The organism is Maricaulis maris MCS10 (genome assembly GCF_000014745.1).
GTDB lineage: Bacteria > Pseudomonadota > Alphaproteobacteria > Caulobacterales > Maricaulaceae > Maricaulis > Maricaulis maris_A.
The window spans coordinates 508,113-522,783 of record NC_008347.1 but is presented as its reverse complement, the minus strand read 5'-3'; the positions used below and the strand labels follow the sequence as shown (position 1 = coordinate 522,783).

The window sequence follows — 14,671 nt, the reverse complement described above, 5'->3', positions numbered from 1 at the left end:
GTGCCAATCATGGCACGAGGGTCAAGGACACCCCCATGCGTATGCAAGTTACCGCTGCCATTTTCGGCGGCGCGCTTCTGATGGCCTGCTCGGCACCGGACACGGTTTCTGCCGCCCAGGACAACGCCGAAACACCAACTCCGGCGACCAGCGAAACTTTCACCGATACCCGGACAGAGATGACGGCCGAACCGGCCCCGGCCAATGTCGACATGACGATTGCCGAGGTCGCCGCCGAGATCAGCTGCACACAGGAATATGCGCCGGTTTGCGGTGCTGATGGCGAAACCTATGGCAATGCCTGCGAAGCCGCTGCAGCCAATGTCGAAACGACGGCCACTGGCGAATGCCATGTGGACACCGAACAGCACGATTAATCGCTGAGCCGCCGGCCATTGCGTCTGGGGGACCCGTCTCCCGGCGCACCGTCGAGGTGAGCCGGTTCCGGAAACGGAGCCGGCTTGCGGCTATTCGGCACCCCAGGGCGGCGGCGGGGCGTCGACCGGGTTGGTCAGATCGAACTCGGCAGCGAAATGCCGGTCCGGGCGATCAAGACCGTAGGTAAAACTGGTCTCGGTCAGCGTCATCGACCAGACATTGGCCATCGAGACTGCGATGCCCTCGCGGTCAAACAGCATGCGGCTGAACTGGTCGGCAGGAAACTCGGCACGACGCTCGGTGGGCGGCACGATCGTCGAGCCGCCATATTGCGACAACACGTCCTCAGAGCCGTCCTCGTGGCGGTGGTCATGCTTGAGCTGCAAGCCCGCGGCCTCACGGGTGATCACCCAGGTCCGGGAGCGATCCTCGCCAACATGCAGCGGAATCCGAATCTGCCCCGCCGAACATTCGCGCACATGCATCACCAGACGCTGTTCGGCCCAATCCGCATCACGCGGATCATCACTGACCACACGCCCCTCGAAGGCCTGACCGCACAATTGCGAGAGGCTGGCGAAAAAGGAGGAGTCGGCTGGTGGAGCAGCCGGTGAGCACGCAGCTAGGACAAATGACAGCAAAACAAGGCAAGACAGACGCATAATTTCCTCCTCAGACCGACCCAAACTGCCCTATCCCTTCCCACATGGAAACAATCTCTTTCGCGCAGGCTCATGGCGCTTGTCGGAAAAATACCTATCTTGTCGGAGAATGATTGGTCCTGACCCGCCGCCCAGACAGGAAAACGCCGCCATGACCGCCACCGACACGCTCACCCGGACACGACGGATCACCAAGGTCTCGCGGGGCTTGCCGACTTCGGACGGCGCCGGTGTCAAACTCACGCGCATGCTGGGGCATCGCGGCCTGATGGACCTGGACCCATTCCTGATGCTCGACCAGATCCGCACCGACGACAGCGCGGACTACATGGCCGGCTTTCCCAACCACCCGCATCGCGGTTTCGAGACCGTCACCATCATGCTGGAAGGCCGGATGCGGCATGGCGACAATAAGGGCCATTCCGGCGTGATCGAGGGCGGCGGCATCCAGTGGATGACCGCCGGTCGCGGCATCGTGCATTCCGAACAACCGATCGAGGATGAAGGCCGCCTTTGGGGCTTCCAGCTCTGGGTCAATCTGCCCGGCGCGCTGAAGATGACCGATCCGGGCTATCAGGAATTCGACCGCACACAGATCCCGGTGGAAACCCGCACCGGGGCGAGCCTGCGCGTGCTGGCCGGCAGCACATCAACCGGCGTGACAGGTCCGGCCCGATCAGTCGCCATCCAGCCGACCCTGATCGACATCGTGCTCGAACCCGGCGCCACGCTGGAAGAGAGTATCGATCCCGGACACACCGCCTTCATCGCTGTCTACAAGGGCATGGTCTCGACCGGCGAAGGCCGGGTCGAGGATCCGGATCTCGGCGTCCTGGAAGATGGCGACCGGATCGAGCTGAAAGCGGGGCCGCAAGGCGCCAGCCTTCTGCTCGTCGCCGGCAAGCCGATCAATGAGCCGGTCGCCCGTTACGGCCCCTTCGTGATGAACACCGAAGCGGAACTGCACCAGGCGGTGACGGATTTTCAGGCCGGGAAGTTCTAGGCCGCGTCGCGGTCTTTCGACTTCTCGACCTTCTTCACCTTCTGGACCGCACGCTGGCGTTTCAGGCGCGACAGGTAGTCGATGAAGAGCACGCCTTCGAGATGGTCCATCTCGTGCTGGATGCAGACGGCGAACATGCCTTCAGCGATCTCCTCGCATTCATTCCCGTCATAATCGAGATACTGGATGTGGATCCGGTCCGGGCGCTCGATCTCGTCATAGACGGTCGGCACCGACAGGCAGCCCTCTTCATAGGGTTTCAGCGTGTCGGACGGATCGGACAGGACCGGATTGACGAAATAGCGCGGCTTCGCCTCCTCGTCGGACCCGGCAAGGTCCATCACGATCACCCGCTTGGGCACGCCGACCTGGATCGCCGCCAGACCGATGCCGTCGGCGGCATACATGGTCTGCAGCATGTCATCCATCAGCTCGCGGAGGTCGTCATCAACCTGATCAACGGGTTGGGACACCTCTTTGAGGATGGGATCGGGAACGGTGAGGATTTCGCGTATGGCCATGGGCCCTAGATAGTCGCACTGGCTTTCAGGATCAAGAATCGACCGCTTCCGGTGCTGCGAGGGCTGGCTTGGGGGCTGGCTTGGGGGCGGATTTGCCACCGCCGCTCTCGGTCGCTTCATCGGCGCCCGCCGCATCGAGATACTCGGCCGGCAGTGATTTGCGGGCATTGGCGCCCAGAGATTTGAGCATTTCGGTCTGGCGCACCAGATTGCCACGACCCTCAACCAGCTTGCCCTTGGCCGCCGCCCAGGCGTCCTTGGCCCCGTCGATGCGCTTGCCGACCGTCTCGAGATCGCCGACGAAGCCTTCAAACTTGTCATAGAGGGCGCCGGCACGATCGGCGATGTCGATGGCGTGCCGGTTCTGGCGGTCGATCGTCCACAGGTTTCCAACCGTGCGCATGGCCATCATCAAGGTCGTGGGTGTCGCGATCATCACATTGCGGTCCCAGGCATAGGCCGACAATTCCGGGTCATTCTGCAGCGCCAGCGAGGCCGCGCCTTCCAGCGGAATGAACATCAAGGTGAAGTTCACGCCCTCATAGAGCTTGGCATAATCCTTCTCGCCCAATGCTTTGATATGGGCGCGGACCGAGGCGATGTGCTGTTTCAGCGCTGCCGTCCGGATCTCGTCATCCTCGGCATTCACGCAGCGCTCGAACGCGACCAGCGAGACCTTGCTGTCGATCACCAGGCGATGCCCGCCCGGCATGTCGACGATCACGTCGGGACGCAAAAGCGCACCCTCGGCATTGCGCTCGGTGGACTGGGTGTGGAAGTGCTCATTCTCCAGCAGGCCGGCGCGTTCGAGGATCGAGGCCAGCACCATCTCGCCCCAATCGCCCTGCACCTTGGAGGAGGAGCGCAGCGCATTGGCCAGCTTCTGGGCGTCGTCCGACATCCGCGAGGCGTCCTTGCGCACGGTCTCCATCAATTGCTTGATCTCGCCGGCATGACCGTGGCGTTGCTCGGCATCCTTCTCCACTTTCGAGCGGAAATCGGTGAGTTGTTCGCGCAGCGGCTTGAGCAGGGTTTGCAGGCTTTCCGTGCTCTGCTTGTTCAGCTCGGCACCCGAGGCTTTCAGGATTTCCGCGGCGGTCAGCTTGAACTGGTCGTTGAGACGCTCGCGGGCCTTTTCCAGCTCGGCCAGCTTTTCATCATGATGGCGCAGGGCCGCGTCATGCTCGGTCTTGAGCGCTTCATGGCTGGCATTGAGCCCGTTGCGCTCGACCGTGACCGCTTCCAGCGAGACCCGCAGGCGGTCGCGCTCCTCGACCACACCATCAAGCCGGGCCAGCGCCTCGCGCGCCGTCGCCAGTTCGGAGGCAGCACTTTCCTGACGGTTGCGCCAGTCGTCGCGTTCGCTGCGCAGCCGTTCCACTTCCGGGTTATCGGTCGTGCCGGACGGGTCGGGCTTTCGTTGCAGGAACAGGCCGCCAGCGAGCACTGCAAGCAGGACGACCATGCCGGCCAGGATCAGCCAGGTTTCCGGGGAGATGTCTGAGAAAGTCACGATGCAATCGCCTTCTTGTTCGCTGTCATTCTGGACGAGTCGCCCCGGTGCGGCCAGCCATCCGCCCCGCACGGCCACCAGGCTGGCACATGGACCCGACATATCCTGTCACCCCGACCAAGACCACGAATTGCCAAACCGGCCCGGGCCTTGCTTGTCAGGGTGCAGGGAATATCGGGAGGACAGACGTGCGGACCCAAATCGTCTCAATCGAGGACATCTCCGCGAGTCAGATCGTGCAATGGAACCGTTGGGCGTGCCCGAACGGGAAACTGGTCAGCCCGTATTTGCGGTTTGAATTTGCCGAAACTGTCGCGCGAGCGCGCAATGATGTCCGGATCGCCATCATCGAGGATGCCGGCGACACCATCGGCTTTTTCCCGCACCACAAGGCTCATGGCGGCATTGTCCGCCCGGTCGGCGCTCCAATGAGCGACTATCAAGGGGTGCTCGCCGCCGACCCGGCATCCATTTCTGCACAGGCGCTCGCCCGGGCGGCTGGCGGCTCCGCGCTGGTGTTCGACAACTGGCATGGACCGATGGCCGACCATCAGCGTCACAATGGGACGCAATGCGGCAGCCACGTCGCCGCCGTAGGCGATGACGGCGCCCGTTTTCTCGGCGAACGCCGCGCCTTGCACAAGGATCATTTCAAGAAGACCGCACGCCGGCAGCGCGCCGCCGAACGCGATTTCGGTCCGGTTCGGGTGACCCTCGGTGACCCGGACGGACGGGCATTTGCCGCCCTGAGCGAGTGGAAGCAGGCGCAATACCGTGACACCGGCAAGCTCAACGTGTTCGGCATCGACTGGGTGCAAAGCGTGCTGGGTGATTTGCGCGCTCGCGAAGGTCAGGAATTTTCCGGACTCACAGCGGCCCTCTGGTTCGGAGATCGTCTCGCGGCGGTCGAGTTCGGCCTGGTTGCCGGTGACATCTACCATTCCTGGTTCCCGGCCTATGACCCCGAGCTGGCCCGATATTCACCGGGCCTGCTGCTGTTGCACGGCCTGTTCGAGCAAGCGCCAGAGCGCGGGCTCTCGCGGATCGATCTGGGTCATGGCGGCGATCACTACAAGAAGTATTATTCCAGCTACGCCGTCCCTCTGGGACAGGGGCGTGTGTTGGCGCCAGGCCTGGCCGCTCTCGGCATCCGCACATGGGAGCTGGCTGAACAGGCTGTTGAACGCGTCCCCGGCAAGGTTGGCGCCCTGCCCGGTCGCCTGCGCCGCCGCTGGGCCCAGGTCAGCGCCTTCGAGCCGCAACTCGCGCCGCGCCTCGCCAGCTTTACAGGGTCGATTGCGCTCTGACCGCTGTCTCTCTGGACGACACAATGATACGGGTCTGACTACCCTTGCCACGCAACTGGGCTAAGGTCGGACCCTACGCTCCAGACACGGAGAGACTCATGCGTGTTGTAGCCAGTCTTGTTGCCGCCATCGGCCTGACGTCGAGTGGATTGGCCCAGTCCGACATTCATGAAACCGAGCAGGCCGACTTTCGCATGGAAGCGGTGGCTGAGGGGCTTGAGTTCCCGTGGTCGATGGCTTTCCTGCCGGATGGTCGGCTTCTCGTCTCCGAACGCGCAGGCCGGCTGCGCCTGATCGAGGGCGACACGCTGCGCCGTGCGCCAGTCGCCGGCCTCCCCGACATTATGGTCGAGGGACAGGGCGGCCTGCTGGGCCTGGCGGTCCACCCCGATTTTGCCGACAACGGATTGATCTACTTCGCTTACGCTGAGGGATCGGCCAATGCCAATCACACCGCGCTGGCCCGCGGGCGCCTGAATGATGACGCCACCGCGCTGACAGAGGTCGAGACCCTGTTTCAGGTCAATTTTGACAAGGAACGCGGTTTCCATTTCGGCGGTCGGCTGCAATTCCTGCCAGACAGCACGCTTCTTCTGACCCTTGGCGATGGTGGATTGCATCGCAATGAAGCGCAGGACCTGACCAATCATCTGGGCACGATAATCCGCCTCAATGATGACGGCACCGTGCCGTTCGACAATCCGTTCGTGAGCGCTCGCGGGGCCCGACCGGAAATATACACCTACGGTCATCGCAATGTGCAGGGCATTGCCATCAATCCGCAGACCGGGTCGGTCTGGGCCCATGAGCACGGTGCCCGCGGTGGCGACGAAATCAACCTTGTCGAGCCTGGCAGGAATTATGGCTGGCCACTCGTCACCTACGGGGTGAATTACAACGGAACGCCGATATCCGATGCCACCCACGGCGACGGACTGGAACAACCGATCTGGTTCTGGGATCCATCAATCGCTCCCTCCGGCCTGGCCTTTTATGACGGTGACGGGTTCGAAAACTGGCAGGGCGACGCATTCGTCGGCGCCCTTGTCGGCTCCAGGCTCGTCCGCTTTGAGGTGGAAGGTGATCGCATCATATCCCGCGAGGAATTGCTGGTCGGGCGGGGCGAACGCATCCGCGATGTTACAACCGGAGCCGACGGATCACTCTACATCCTGACCGACGAGCGCGCCGGTTCGGTGCTGCGCCTGGTGCCGGTCATTCCCTGACCGGCCTGACCCCGGGCCGTCCCGGTCAACCGCGATAGTCGAGCAGGCTTCGGCCTTCAGCAATATTGCGGAGCAAATAGACAAGCGGCGTATCGATGGTGGCAACCAGCACCTTCACGACCACCTGACCGAGTATCAGGCTGCCAATCACCTCCCAGCTCTGGGTGCCGGCGAAAGCGACGGTGATAAAGATCGCGCTGTTGAAGACCTGCGAGACCATGGTCGACACATTGTTGCGCAGCCAGAGCCGATTTTTGCCGGCATCCCGCTCACGCATGTGATGGAAGATCAGCACATCGGCGAGGGCACTCAGACCAAAGGCGACCATGCCGGCAAAGTTGGTTCGATTGCCGGACGAGAAAACTTCCAGAAAGGCAGCCTGCTGCGCGTCGGTCCAGTTGCCGCCAGTGGAAATGAAGGGGACGACATCTTCGGCATGCATCGCGTAGAGCAAAAGGAAGAGGATGACGAACCGCATCAGCACGCCGGAAAAAACGACGCAGAGCGCATAACCACGACCCCAGACTTCGGAGATCACATCGGTCGCCAGATAGGTCAGCCCGAAGGCGATGGTCCCGGCCGGGACCAGCACCGTGAGTGGCCCGAAATTGAAAGCCTGGATCTTGACCGCGGTTATTGCGGCAAGGACCAGCGAAACCATGAACAGGCCGGTACAGAAGAACAGGACGAAGGCGCGACGGGTCACGCGGTCAGTCGGCATGCCCATATCGGTCGCCGTCGTCGAAGTCGGTTCCTGCATGACAGTCTCCCCGGTAGCCGACTGGCAAAGATAGTCCGATTTTCGCCGATGGACAGGGTAAATCAGACGGTGGACCGGCTGCGAAAGGCCGCCGCCAGCGTTCCGTCATCAAGATAGTCCAGTTCACCACCGACCGGGACGCCCCGCGCCAGCGAGGTAATCGAGACATTGCACCCGGCCATGCGGTCGGCGAGATAGTGCGCAGTTGTCTGTCCATCGACCGTGGCATTGAGCGCCAGCACGATCTCGCTCACCTCTTCACGGGCGGACCGTTCGACCAGCTTGGTGATGTTGAGATCTTCAGGCCGCACACCGTCCAGTGCCGACAGGACGCCGCCAAGAACATGATAGCGCCCCTTGAAGGCACCGGCTCGTTCCAGCGCCCACAAATCGCCGACGGTCTCGACCACACAGATGGCCGCATCGAGCCGGTTCGGCGCGGCGCAGACCGTGCACGGATCGGAGACATCCATATTACCACACTCGCTGCAGGCCCGGATCTTGTCGGCCGCATCGGCCAGGGCTTCGGCAAGCGGACGCATCAGCGCGTCCTTCTTGCCAAGCAGGTTCAGCGCCGCCCGTCGAGCCGAGCGCGGGCCGAGGCCTGGCAGCTTGGCGAGCAGCGATATCAGGCGTTCGATTTCGGGACCGGCCGAGGCTGTTTTCATCGTGTCGGAAGCCCGGTCAGAACGGCATCTGCATGCCCGGAGGCAATTGCAGACCGCCGGCCGCGTCTTTCATGATGTCCTGCTGGGCCTCCTCGCCCTTGCGACGGGCATCGGCATGGGCCGCCTTGAGCAGGTCCTCGAGAATTTCCGGTTCGTCGGGGTCCATGAGGCTCTTGTCGACATGGATCGACACCATGTCGCCCTTGGCGGTCAGGACCACGCGCACGAGCCCGGCTCCGGCCTCGCCCGTGACTTCGGTTTCGGCGAGGCGCGCCTGGGCCTCGGTCATTTTCTGCTGCATGGCCTGCGCCTGCTTCATCAGGCCCATCAGGTCCTTCATGCGCGTTTCTCCGTTGTCGCATCAGTATCGGTTTCGGCGGTCGGTTGCGGATCGCGGATCTTCACGATCTCGGCGCCCGGGAAGAGCCGCATGACCTCGGTCACCGCCGGGTCATGGCGGGCCGCTTCGAGCCGTTCGGCTTTCAGGCGCAGCCGACGCTCGGACCAGGTCTCGCCGCCCTCCAGTGAGCCATCCGCCAGGATCATCCAGCGCTCACCGGTCCACTCCAGCAGCCGCCGCGACAGGCGCTGAGCCAGGTCGCGCGGCGCATCTTCGATCGGCTGGAAAGTGAAGGAACCCGGTTTGAACACCGCCGGACGTACATAGCGTTCAACATCAGACTGAAGGCCGATATCGCGCTTCTCGCGCAGGAGGTCCATCAGCGCCTCCCAGGTCTGCGGACCGGAAATGGCCGGCGCATCCTGTTCGACTTGTGCGACGGCTTCCGGCGCGCTCAGGGCCCGATGGGCCGCGGCGTCCCGGTCCATGGCTGCGGAGGCTGACCCGGTTGCCGACGCGGGGGCCGGCTCAGGCTTTCCCGGCGCCTCCCCGGCACCCGATGCCGGACTGGTCGCACGCGGCATGCCGGCCAACAGTCGGGCCGCATCTTCAGGCGGCGGCAGGCTCGCGGCGGAGGCCAGCCGCAGCACGGTCATTTCCGCCGCCGCCAGCGCGTCGGGAGCATTGCGGACATCATCCAGGCCGGTCAGCAGTATTTTCCACATCCGGGTCAGCTGACCCAGGGTCTGGCCCTCGGCAAGGGTCACGATCCGCGCCACCGTGTCGGCGGCCTCACCGAGATCCGCGCCCGGCCCGGCAGCCTTCACGCGGGCGGTCGCATGGACATAGTCCAGCAGGTCGCGCGTAATCACGACCGGGTCGCCGCCGGCATCATGCAGGGATGACAGTTCGGCCAGCGCATCGGCAGTCTTGCCGGTCAGAGTCTGTTCCAGCAGGTCGAGCACACGGGCGTGATCGGCCAGACCCAGCATGTCGCGGATCTGCGGCGCGCTGACGGGGCCGTCTTCATCGCTGCCCTGGACAATGGCCTGGTCGAGCAGGGACAGGGCGTCCCGCACCGAGCCTTCGGCGGCGCGGGCGATCAGCGACAGGCCGTCGCGCTCAACCGACGCGCCTTCCAGACCGCAAATCCGGTCGAGATGATCGGTCAGGACTTCGCGGTCGATGCGTTTGAGATCGAAACGCTGGCAGCGCGACAGCACGGTCACCGGGACCTTGCGAATCTCGGTCGTGGCGAAGATGAACTTGGCGTGCTCGGGCGGTTCCTCCAGCGTCTTCAACAGGGCGTTGAAGGCGGAGGTCGAGAGCATGTGCACCTCATCGATGATGTAGACCTTGTAGCGGGCCGACACCGGGGCGTAACGCACACCCTCGAGGATTTCCCGGATATCGCCGACCCCGGTGCGCGAGGCGGCGTCCATCTCCATTACGTCGACATGCGCCGAACGGCCGATGGCGTCACAATGGCGGCCCTTTTCGCCCAGCGCCATCGACGGGGCATCAATCCCATCGGTCTGGAAATTCAGGGCGCGGGCAATCAGTCGCGCGGTCGTGGTCTTGCCCACACCGCGGACGCCGGTGAGCATGTATGCGTGGGCAATCCGGCCGGCTGCGAAGGCATTGGTCAGGGTCCGCACCATGGCGTCCTGGCCGATCAGGTCCTCGAATGTGTCGGGGCGGTATTTGCGGGCCAGGACCTGATAGCCGGGCGTCGGGCCCGTTGCGGGCAGGTCGAGCCCGGGCATCAACGCTTCGGTCGCTCCGGTGTCTTCGGCTGGGAGCGGCGTGTCGTCCATGACGTCCTGTCGGCTGATACGTGTGGAGTGCGGGTCGGGCGCGGCAACCCCCACGACGCCCCCTCGGGTCGCCGCGTTCGAGCCTAGAGCAAGATTCGCGTTCCGCGAAGGGCGATGCGGGGTTTGAAGTGGAAGACCGGACAACGACCCGAGCAAAACTCGTTACGGCTGCTTCCTTCCGGACCTGACCGGGTTGGCGAGGCGCTCGTCCACCGCCGATCTTCCGCGCTCTATATCGCGCGTGCGGCGTCGCGGTGCAAGGCATGGCTTCATTGTGTCTGCAGGACCTCGCCCTCGCCGCCAATGGCAGCCATCTGCAGGAAACGGGCATGGTCATCGAGGACTTCGATCAGGGCCAGGCTTCCGCCGGCCTCGAGCAGGACATCGCGCCAATAGCCGGTCACGCGGGCCTGCGTTTCCAGCCAGTCACGCACGGCAAGTTGGGCATGGGCCGCGGCTGCCGGGCCGCTGCCTCGCAAGGGTCGTGTAGAATCGCAAGCCATTCGGGCACCTCCTGCCCCGCATTATTTGCGACCCATTCTCAAATGCAAGAGGCAAATAGCCGCTCGCCGCAGGTTTGTTGATGGCGCCGTCAAACCTATCTATGCCTGCACCCGGCCAGCCCGCCGCCAACCCATAGCGATTGGACCTCATCAATGAATGATCGCACCCTGCTTGCCGGACGTGACCCGCTGGTTTTCGCCGGCTCCCCGCTCGATCGTGGCGACCTGCTGCGCCGCGACGAATCGGCGATGGATACACTCCTGGCCGGCGAAGACGGCTGGTGGATGGGGCTGGTAGAGGGCGACCCGGTGCTGCAACAGCAGGGCGGTCTGTACTGGTTCAGGCGGCACGAGATCGCCGATCTGGCTGACATGGACGCCGGCCTCTTCCTTGGACACTACAAGGGCTCGCCCTGCTTTTCCGCCGTCATTACCAAGGCGGACAGCCTGCCGCTCGATGGCGAGATCTCACCCGCCCGCCAGGCCGCGATGGCGCTCAGCCATGACGAGGCCGCCATCTACGCCCAGGCCAAGGCCCTGCACGCCTGGCATGGGCGCCACGGATTCTGTGCGGCATGCGGCGAGACAACCCGTATCAAGTCCGGCGGCGGGCGACGGATCTGCAATGCCTGCGAGAGCGAACATTTCCCGCGCGTCGACCCGGTCGTGATCATGCTGGCGACTGATGGCGATCGCTGCCTGCTCGGGCGGCAGGCGTCCTGGCCCGAAGGCGTCTGGTCGGCACTGGCCGGTTTTGTCGAACCGGCTGAGACGCTGGAAGAAGCTTGTGCCCGGGAGCTGGAAGAAGAGGCGGGCGTGAAGGCCGACATTGCGGCCATCCGCTATGTGATGGGCCAGCCCTGGCCATTCCCGTCATCACTGATGATCGGCCTGGTCGCCCCGGTGTTCGACGCCAGCCTGACCATCGACACGCATGAGCTGGAGCAGGCGCGCTGGTTCAGCCGGGATGAAGTGCGAGACATGCTGGCGACCCGCCATCCCGATGCGACCATGCCACCCTCGATCGCCATCGCCCGACGCCTGGCGGAATTGTGGGCCGACGAGGTGATCTGAGGTTTGATCCAGGACGGTCAAACGTCTGTCCGGTCTGCCCGGATGCGTGAGGACAGAAGGGCCGCGCACGAGCGCGGCCCCTCCGAAGCCTGATCAGCCGCCGATGCGACGGACGTAGGAGACGCCGAAGAAGTCGGCATCGCCGCCATCATCATAGTCGTAGCGGGTGTAGTCGGCACGGATGCCATTCCGCGCGTCAAAGAAGTATTCGCCGCCAACGCCATAGGCCCAGGCTTCATCGCTGGCGCTGAAGTTCAGGCCGGCCGCGGAAGCCTCGGCTTCGGTCGTGGTGTAACCGGCGCGCAGGAACACCGAACCGTCTTCATTCGACCATGGGCGGACAACGCCGAAGACGCCGGCGACATAATCGAGGCTGACATCGCCGGTCAGGCCGCCAACGGTCAGGCTTTCATCGCCAAGGCCGATATTCAGCTGACCTTCGACACCCAGATAGCGGGTGAAGTCATAGCTGCCGCGCACGACAACCGTATCAAAATCGACGCCGTCGAAATCGGCGGCTTCATAGCCGGCACCCAGACGGATCTGACCTTCCTGGGCGGAAGCACCAGCGGCGAGGGCGAGGACGGAGAGGGAGGAGACAAGTACTGTACGGAACATTTGGATTACCTTGTTGAGTTTTATTGGCTGCACGCCATCGGCGCCCCCAGCGGCTGGCTATCTGGTGGTCGAATTGGACCGGATCAAGGCCAACCCCGAACAGAATGCAGACATCGCTTCCATCGGACGCAGTTGCGCCACGGGGATCACACGCAGCAGCCAGTGAATTCCGGTCGTGCGGCGGGATACCGCATGCAGTTGAGCGCGTTGCGCTGTTGCCTGCGAGCGCGGCGCGTGCCAAACACGGGTCGATTTTCAACCTGACTGTATTTGGGGGCGTCCATGGGCGAACTCTTCTGGAACAAGGTTGCCGGCGTCGTGCTTGCAACTGTGCTGGGTGTCCTGGCGATCACTGAACTGGGACATCTCCTGGTTCCGTCGCACGCTGCCCATGAACTGACGGCCGAGAACACCGCCTACCCGGTAGACTGGGCAGCGCTTGACTCCGGCCACAGCGTCGAAGTGGTCGAAGAAGGCCCGACCGATTATGGCCTGGTTCTCGCTGCGGCTGACATCGGTGCCGGCGAACGCGCCGCGCGTCGCTGTGCTGCCTGTCACAGCTTTGACCAGGGCGGTGCCAACGGCGTTGGCCCCAATCTCTGGGGTATTGTCGGCGCCGACATTGCGAGCCATGACGGCTTTGGTTATTCGGGCGCCCTGGAAAGCATCGAAGGCGGCTGGACCTATGAGGCGCTCGACGCCTTCATCGAGAGCCCGGCCGGCTATGCACCGGGAACGGCGATGTCCTTCCGCGGTCTTGGCAATGACGACACCCGCCTCGAGCTGATCGCCTATCTGCGGTCACTGTCAGACAATCCGATGCCGCTGCCGGCACCATTGGTCGAAACCGCCTCTGCCGACGCGGTCGACGATGCAATGGGCACCATGACCGACGCAGTCGACGGAGCCGTTGAGGCAATGACCGAGGTTGTCGAAGAGGCTGTCGACCAGGTGGCCGGGGCCGATGACGACAGCGAAGGCAATGAGCCCTAGTCTCGCCTGACCTGACATCACAATGATCAAAGCCCCGGATGAATTGTCCGGGGCTTTTTCATGTCTGCGATCCGGACAACCGGTCAGCGTGGTCGGTAGATCGCCCGCACCGGGTTTTCTGTTGCGCGTATTCGCGCCTCGGCCTCGGCAAAGGGCTCAAGGGTCACATCCATGCTCGACGCATTGGCATGCAGGAGGTGCTCGCTATCGGTCATTATCCCGACATGACCGGGCCAGAACACCACATCACCGCGGCGTCGCTCGGCCGTGCCGGTGACATCCTCCCAGATCGCCTTCAGCGCCGCTTCCTGCTGGTCGGCATCGCGCGGCATGGCCTGCCCCGCCGCCTGCAGGGACATCTGCACGAGGCCGGAACAATCGAGGCCAAGGCTTTCCTTTCCACCCCATAGATAGGGCGCACCGAGAAAGGCCTCGGCAACCGCGACGAAGTCTGACGCGGCCTCACCGACCGGCAGGCAATGCGCCTCCACCACCCAGCCCAGACCGATAGCCTCGACAAAGCGGCCCTCACGCCGACCGGCGGTGAAGCCGGCATTCAGGCTGAGAAGATGGTTGGGCGGCGCCTTGATGCTCGGCTCCGGGAAAGCGTAGGTGCGCAGGACACTGATCACATGATCAACCGGGCGGATTGTGTCTGTCAGGCCGGCACATTCGACCCAGCCGACATAGCCGTCCGCGCGGGATTGTCCCCAGGCCCAGCCATCACGGGTTTCCAGCACGGCGAAAATCTCGCCAGCCAGCAGCTGGTCATCCATGGCGGCCCCCGCGTCGGGTGCCTTGCGGATCGGCAGGGCGGGAATGATGACCTGGTGGTCGACCGGTGTGACAAAGCGCTCCGCTTCGACACGCCCCCTCAGCTCATCGGATGCGAGGTCGGACCTGGCGGCTGTGACACGGGGATCCAGCTGGGACATGAACGTGTTTCCTCGGCACGATGGGCGACGGTCTCACCGTAATCGTACAGGAAAACCGCCCCCTTTACAGTGCGATGCACCGAGACATCGCGCTTGTCATGGCGGTCGCGCTTGCGCCGCACAAAGCCCTGCCTTTCCAGCACGTCCAGCGCCCGCGTGACCGCGGGCTTGGGCAGGTCGAGCTGGCGGGCCAGATCGCGGATGGCGTGGGGTCCGGGCTTCATGAAGATCGACAGCAGCAGGGCGAACTGACGGGCGGTCAGATCAGCCGCAGCGCCACGCACGGCATCCGCCGACACACGTCGCATCATCTCAAGCGATGTCATCGCCTGTGACGGCATGACTGACTCCAA

At 63.8% G+C, this 14,671-nt stretch carries 17 protein-coding genes and 1 other RNA gene; 6 read left to right on the top strand and 12 right to left on the bottom strand.

Annotated elements, in window-relative coordinates:
- Positions 1-35 precede the first annotated feature (35 nt).
- Entirely contained in the window at positions 36-377 is a 342-nt protein-coding gene (locus MMAR10_RS02285) for a Kazal-type serine protease inhibitor family protein (protein ID WP_011642385.1), read from the top strand.
- A 90-nt stretch (positions 378-467) separates the two neighbouring features.
- Here MMAR10_RS02285 and MMAR10_RS02280 read toward each other — a convergent pair whose 3' ends face one another.
- The gene (locus MMAR10_RS02280) at positions 468-1,040 is read right to left on the bottom strand and encodes a hypothetical protein (protein WP_011642384.1); all 573 of its coding nucleotides are present in this window, start codon (positions 1,038-1,040) and stop codon (positions 468-470) included.
- A gap of 151 nt (positions 1,041-1,191) precedes the next feature.
- Here MMAR10_RS02280 and MMAR10_RS02275 point away from each other — a divergent pair, with 151 nt between their 5' ends.
- The gene (locus MMAR10_RS02275; protein ID WP_011642383.1) at positions 1,192-2,043 is read left to right on the top strand and encodes a pirin family protein; all 852 of its coding nucleotides are present in this window, start codon (positions 1,192-1,194) and stop codon (positions 2,041-2,043) included.
- Here the strand turns inward: MMAR10_RS02275 and def are convergent.
- Positions 2,040-2,564, bottom strand: coding sequence for a peptide deformylase (gene def / locus MMAR10_RS02270; RefSeq protein ID WP_011642382.1), 525 nt, complete (start codon positions 2,562-2,564; stop codon positions 2,040-2,042). The two genes, MMAR10_RS02275 and def, sit on opposite strands and share 4 nt — an antisense overlap.
- A gap of 31 nt (positions 2,565-2,595) precedes the next feature.
- Positions 2,596-4,179, bottom strand: a complete 1,584-nt coding sequence (gene rmuC / locus MMAR10_RS02265) for a DNA recombination protein RmuC (RefSeq protein WP_011642381.1) — start codon at positions 4,177-4,179, stop codon at positions 2,596-2,598.
- Positions 4,180-4,265: 86 nt separating this feature from the next.
- Here rmuC and MMAR10_RS02260 point away from each other — a divergent pair, with 86 nt between their 5' ends.
- Both MMAR10_RS02260 and MMAR10_RS02255 read left to right on the top strand, forming a co-directional pair.
- Complete coding sequence (locus tag MMAR10_RS02260; RefSeq protein ID WP_011642380.1) at positions 4,266-5,384, top strand: GNAT family N-acetyltransferase; 1,119 nt, start codon at positions 4,266-4,268, stop codon at positions 5,382-5,384.
- A gap of 98 nt (positions 5,385-5,482) precedes the next feature.
- Positions 5,483-6,610: a PQQ-dependent sugar dehydrogenase gene (locus MMAR10_RS02255; RefSeq protein WP_011642379.1), complete on the top strand. Its 1,128-nt coding sequence runs from the start codon at positions 5,483-5,485 to the stop codon at positions 6,608-6,610.
- 25 nt (positions 6,611-6,635) lie between these two features.
- Here the strand turns inward: MMAR10_RS02255 and MMAR10_RS02250 are convergent, their stop codons facing one another.
- From MMAR10_RS02250 to MMAR10_RS02230, 6 genes are all read right to left on the bottom strand, one after another.
- Positions 6,636-7,370 carry a queuosine precursor transporter gene (locus MMAR10_RS02250; protein WP_011642378.1) on the bottom strand — a complete coding sequence of 245 codons (735 nt, stop codon included), beginning with the start codon at positions 7,368-7,370 and terminating at the stop codon, positions 6,636-6,638.
- A 62-nt stretch (positions 7,371-7,432) separates the two neighbouring features.
- On the bottom strand, positions 7,433-8,038 hold the full coding sequence (gene recR, locus MMAR10_RS02245; RefSeq protein WP_011642377.1) for a recombination mediator RecR: 606 nt from the start codon (positions 8,036-8,038) through the stop codon (positions 7,433-7,435).
- Positions 8,039-8,054: 16 nt separating this feature from the next.
- Complete coding sequence (locus MMAR10_RS02240) at positions 8,055-8,378, bottom strand: YbaB/EbfC family nucleoid-associated protein (RefSeq protein ID WP_011642376.1); 324 nt, start codon at positions 8,376-8,378, stop codon at positions 8,055-8,057.
- Positions 8,375-10,195: a DNA polymerase III subunit gamma/tau gene (locus MMAR10_RS02235; protein ID WP_011642375.1), complete on the bottom strand. Its 1,821-nt coding sequence runs from the start codon at positions 10,193-10,195 to the stop codon at positions 8,375-8,377. The genes MMAR10_RS02240 and MMAR10_RS02235 overlap by 4 nt, the downstream gene beginning before the upstream one ends.
- 127 nt (positions 10,196-10,322) lie before the next feature.
- Positions 10,323-10,420, bottom strand: an RNA gene (ffs, locus tag MMAR10_RS16640) — signal recognition particle sRNA small type.
- Positions 10,421-10,464: 44 nt separating this feature from the next.
- Entirely contained in the window at positions 10,465-10,698 is a 234-nt protein-coding gene (locus tag MMAR10_RS02230) for a hypothetical protein (RefSeq protein ID WP_011642374.1), read from the bottom strand.
- A gap of 153 nt (positions 10,699-10,851) precedes the next feature.
- On the opposite strand from MMAR10_RS02230, the gene nudC reads away from it, so the two are divergent.
- Complete coding sequence (gene nudC / locus MMAR10_RS02225; protein WP_011642373.1) at positions 10,852-11,772, top strand: NAD(+) diphosphatase; 921 nt, start codon at positions 10,852-10,854, stop codon at positions 11,770-11,772.
- 93 nt (positions 11,773-11,865) lie between these two features.
- On the opposite strand, the gene MMAR10_RS02220 is transcribed toward nudC, so the two are convergent.
- Positions 11,866-12,390, bottom strand: coding sequence for a porin family protein (locus tag MMAR10_RS02220; protein ID WP_049755646.1), 525 nt, complete (start codon positions 12,388-12,390; stop codon positions 11,866-11,868).
- Positions 12,391-12,672: 282 nt separating this feature from the next.
- On the opposite strand from MMAR10_RS02220, the gene MMAR10_RS02215 reads away from it, so the two are divergent.
- Positions 12,673-13,383 (top strand): c-type cytochrome, encoded by a 711-nt coding sequence (locus tag MMAR10_RS02215; protein ID WP_011642371.1) that lies wholly within the window; start codon positions 12,673-12,675, stop codon positions 13,381-13,383.
- 83 nt (positions 13,384-13,466) lie between these two features.
- Here MMAR10_RS02215 and MMAR10_RS02210 read toward each other — a convergent pair whose 3' ends face one another.
- Both MMAR10_RS02210 and MMAR10_RS02205 read right to left on the bottom strand, forming a co-directional pair.
- On the bottom strand, positions 13,467-14,318 hold the full coding sequence (locus tag MMAR10_RS02210; RefSeq protein WP_011642370.1) for an NlpC/P60 family protein: 852 nt from the start codon (positions 14,316-14,318) through the stop codon (positions 13,467-13,469).
- A complete protein-coding gene (locus tag MMAR10_RS02205) occupies positions 14,258-14,659 on the bottom strand; it encodes a MarR family transcriptional regulator (RefSeq protein ID WP_011642369.1) in 402 nt (133 codons plus the stop codon). Before MMAR10_RS02205 ends, MMAR10_RS02210 begins: the two co-directional genes overlap by 61 nt.
- Positions 14,660-14,671 lie beyond the last annotated feature (12 nt).

Coding starts and splice junctions, on each gene's coding strand:
- MMAR10_RS02285 (WP_011642385.1), top strand. CDS start 36: ATGCGTATGCAAGTTACCGCTGCCATTTTCGGCGGCGCGCTTCTGATG.
- MMAR10_RS02280 (WP_011642384.1), bottom strand. CDS start 1,040: ATGCGTCTGTCTTGCCTTGTTTTGCTGTCATTTGTCCTAGCTGCGTGC.
- MMAR10_RS02275 (WP_011642383.1), top strand. CDS start 1,192: ATGACCGCCACCGACACGCTCACCCGGACACGACGGATCACCAAGGTC.
- def (WP_011642382.1), bottom strand. CDS start 2,564: ATGGCCATACGCGAAATCCTCACCGTTCCCGATCCCATCCTCAAAGAG.
- rmuC (WP_011642381.1), bottom strand. CDS start 4,179: ATGTCGGGTCCATGTGCCAGCCTGGTGGCCGTGCGGGGCGGATGGCTG.
- MMAR10_RS02255 (WP_011642379.1), top strand. CDS start 5,483: ATGCGTGTTGTAGCCAGTCTTGTTGCCGCCATCGGCCTGACGTCGAGT.
- MMAR10_RS02250 (WP_011642378.1), bottom strand. CDS start 7,370: ATGCAGGAACCGACTTCGACGACGGCGACCGATATGGGCATGCCGACT.
- recR (WP_011642377.1), bottom strand. CDS start 8,038: ATGAAAACAGCCTCGGCCGGTCCCGAAATCGAACGCCTGATATCGCTG.
- MMAR10_RS02240 (WP_011642376.1), bottom strand. CDS start 8,378: ATGAAGGACCTGATGGGCCTGATGAAGCAGGCGCAGGCCATGCAGCAG.
- MMAR10_RS02235 (WP_011642375.1), bottom strand. CDS start 10,195: ATGGACGACACGCCGCTCCCAGCCGAAGACACCGGAGCGACCGAAGCG.
- MMAR10_RS02230 (WP_011642374.1), bottom strand. CDS start 10,698: ATGGCTTGCGATTCTACACGACCCTTGCGAGGCAGCGGCCCGGCAGCC.
- nudC (WP_011642373.1), top strand. CDS start 10,852: ATGAATGATCGCACCCTGCTTGCCGGACGTGACCCGCTGGTTTTCGCC.
- MMAR10_RS02220 (WP_049755646.1), bottom strand. CDS start 12,390: ATGTTCCGTACAGTACTTGTCTCCTCCCTCTCCGTCCTCGCCCTCGCC.
- MMAR10_RS02215 (WP_011642371.1), top strand. CDS start 12,673: ATGGGCGAACTCTTCTGGAACAAGGTTGCCGGCGTCGTGCTTGCAACT.
- MMAR10_RS02210 (WP_011642370.1), bottom strand. CDS start 14,318: ATGTCCCAGCTGGATCCCCGTGTCACAGCCGCCAGGTCCGACCTCGCA.
- MMAR10_RS02205 (WP_011642369.1), bottom strand. CDS start 14,659: ATGCCGTCACAGGCGATGACATCGCTTGAGATGATGCGACGTGTGTCG.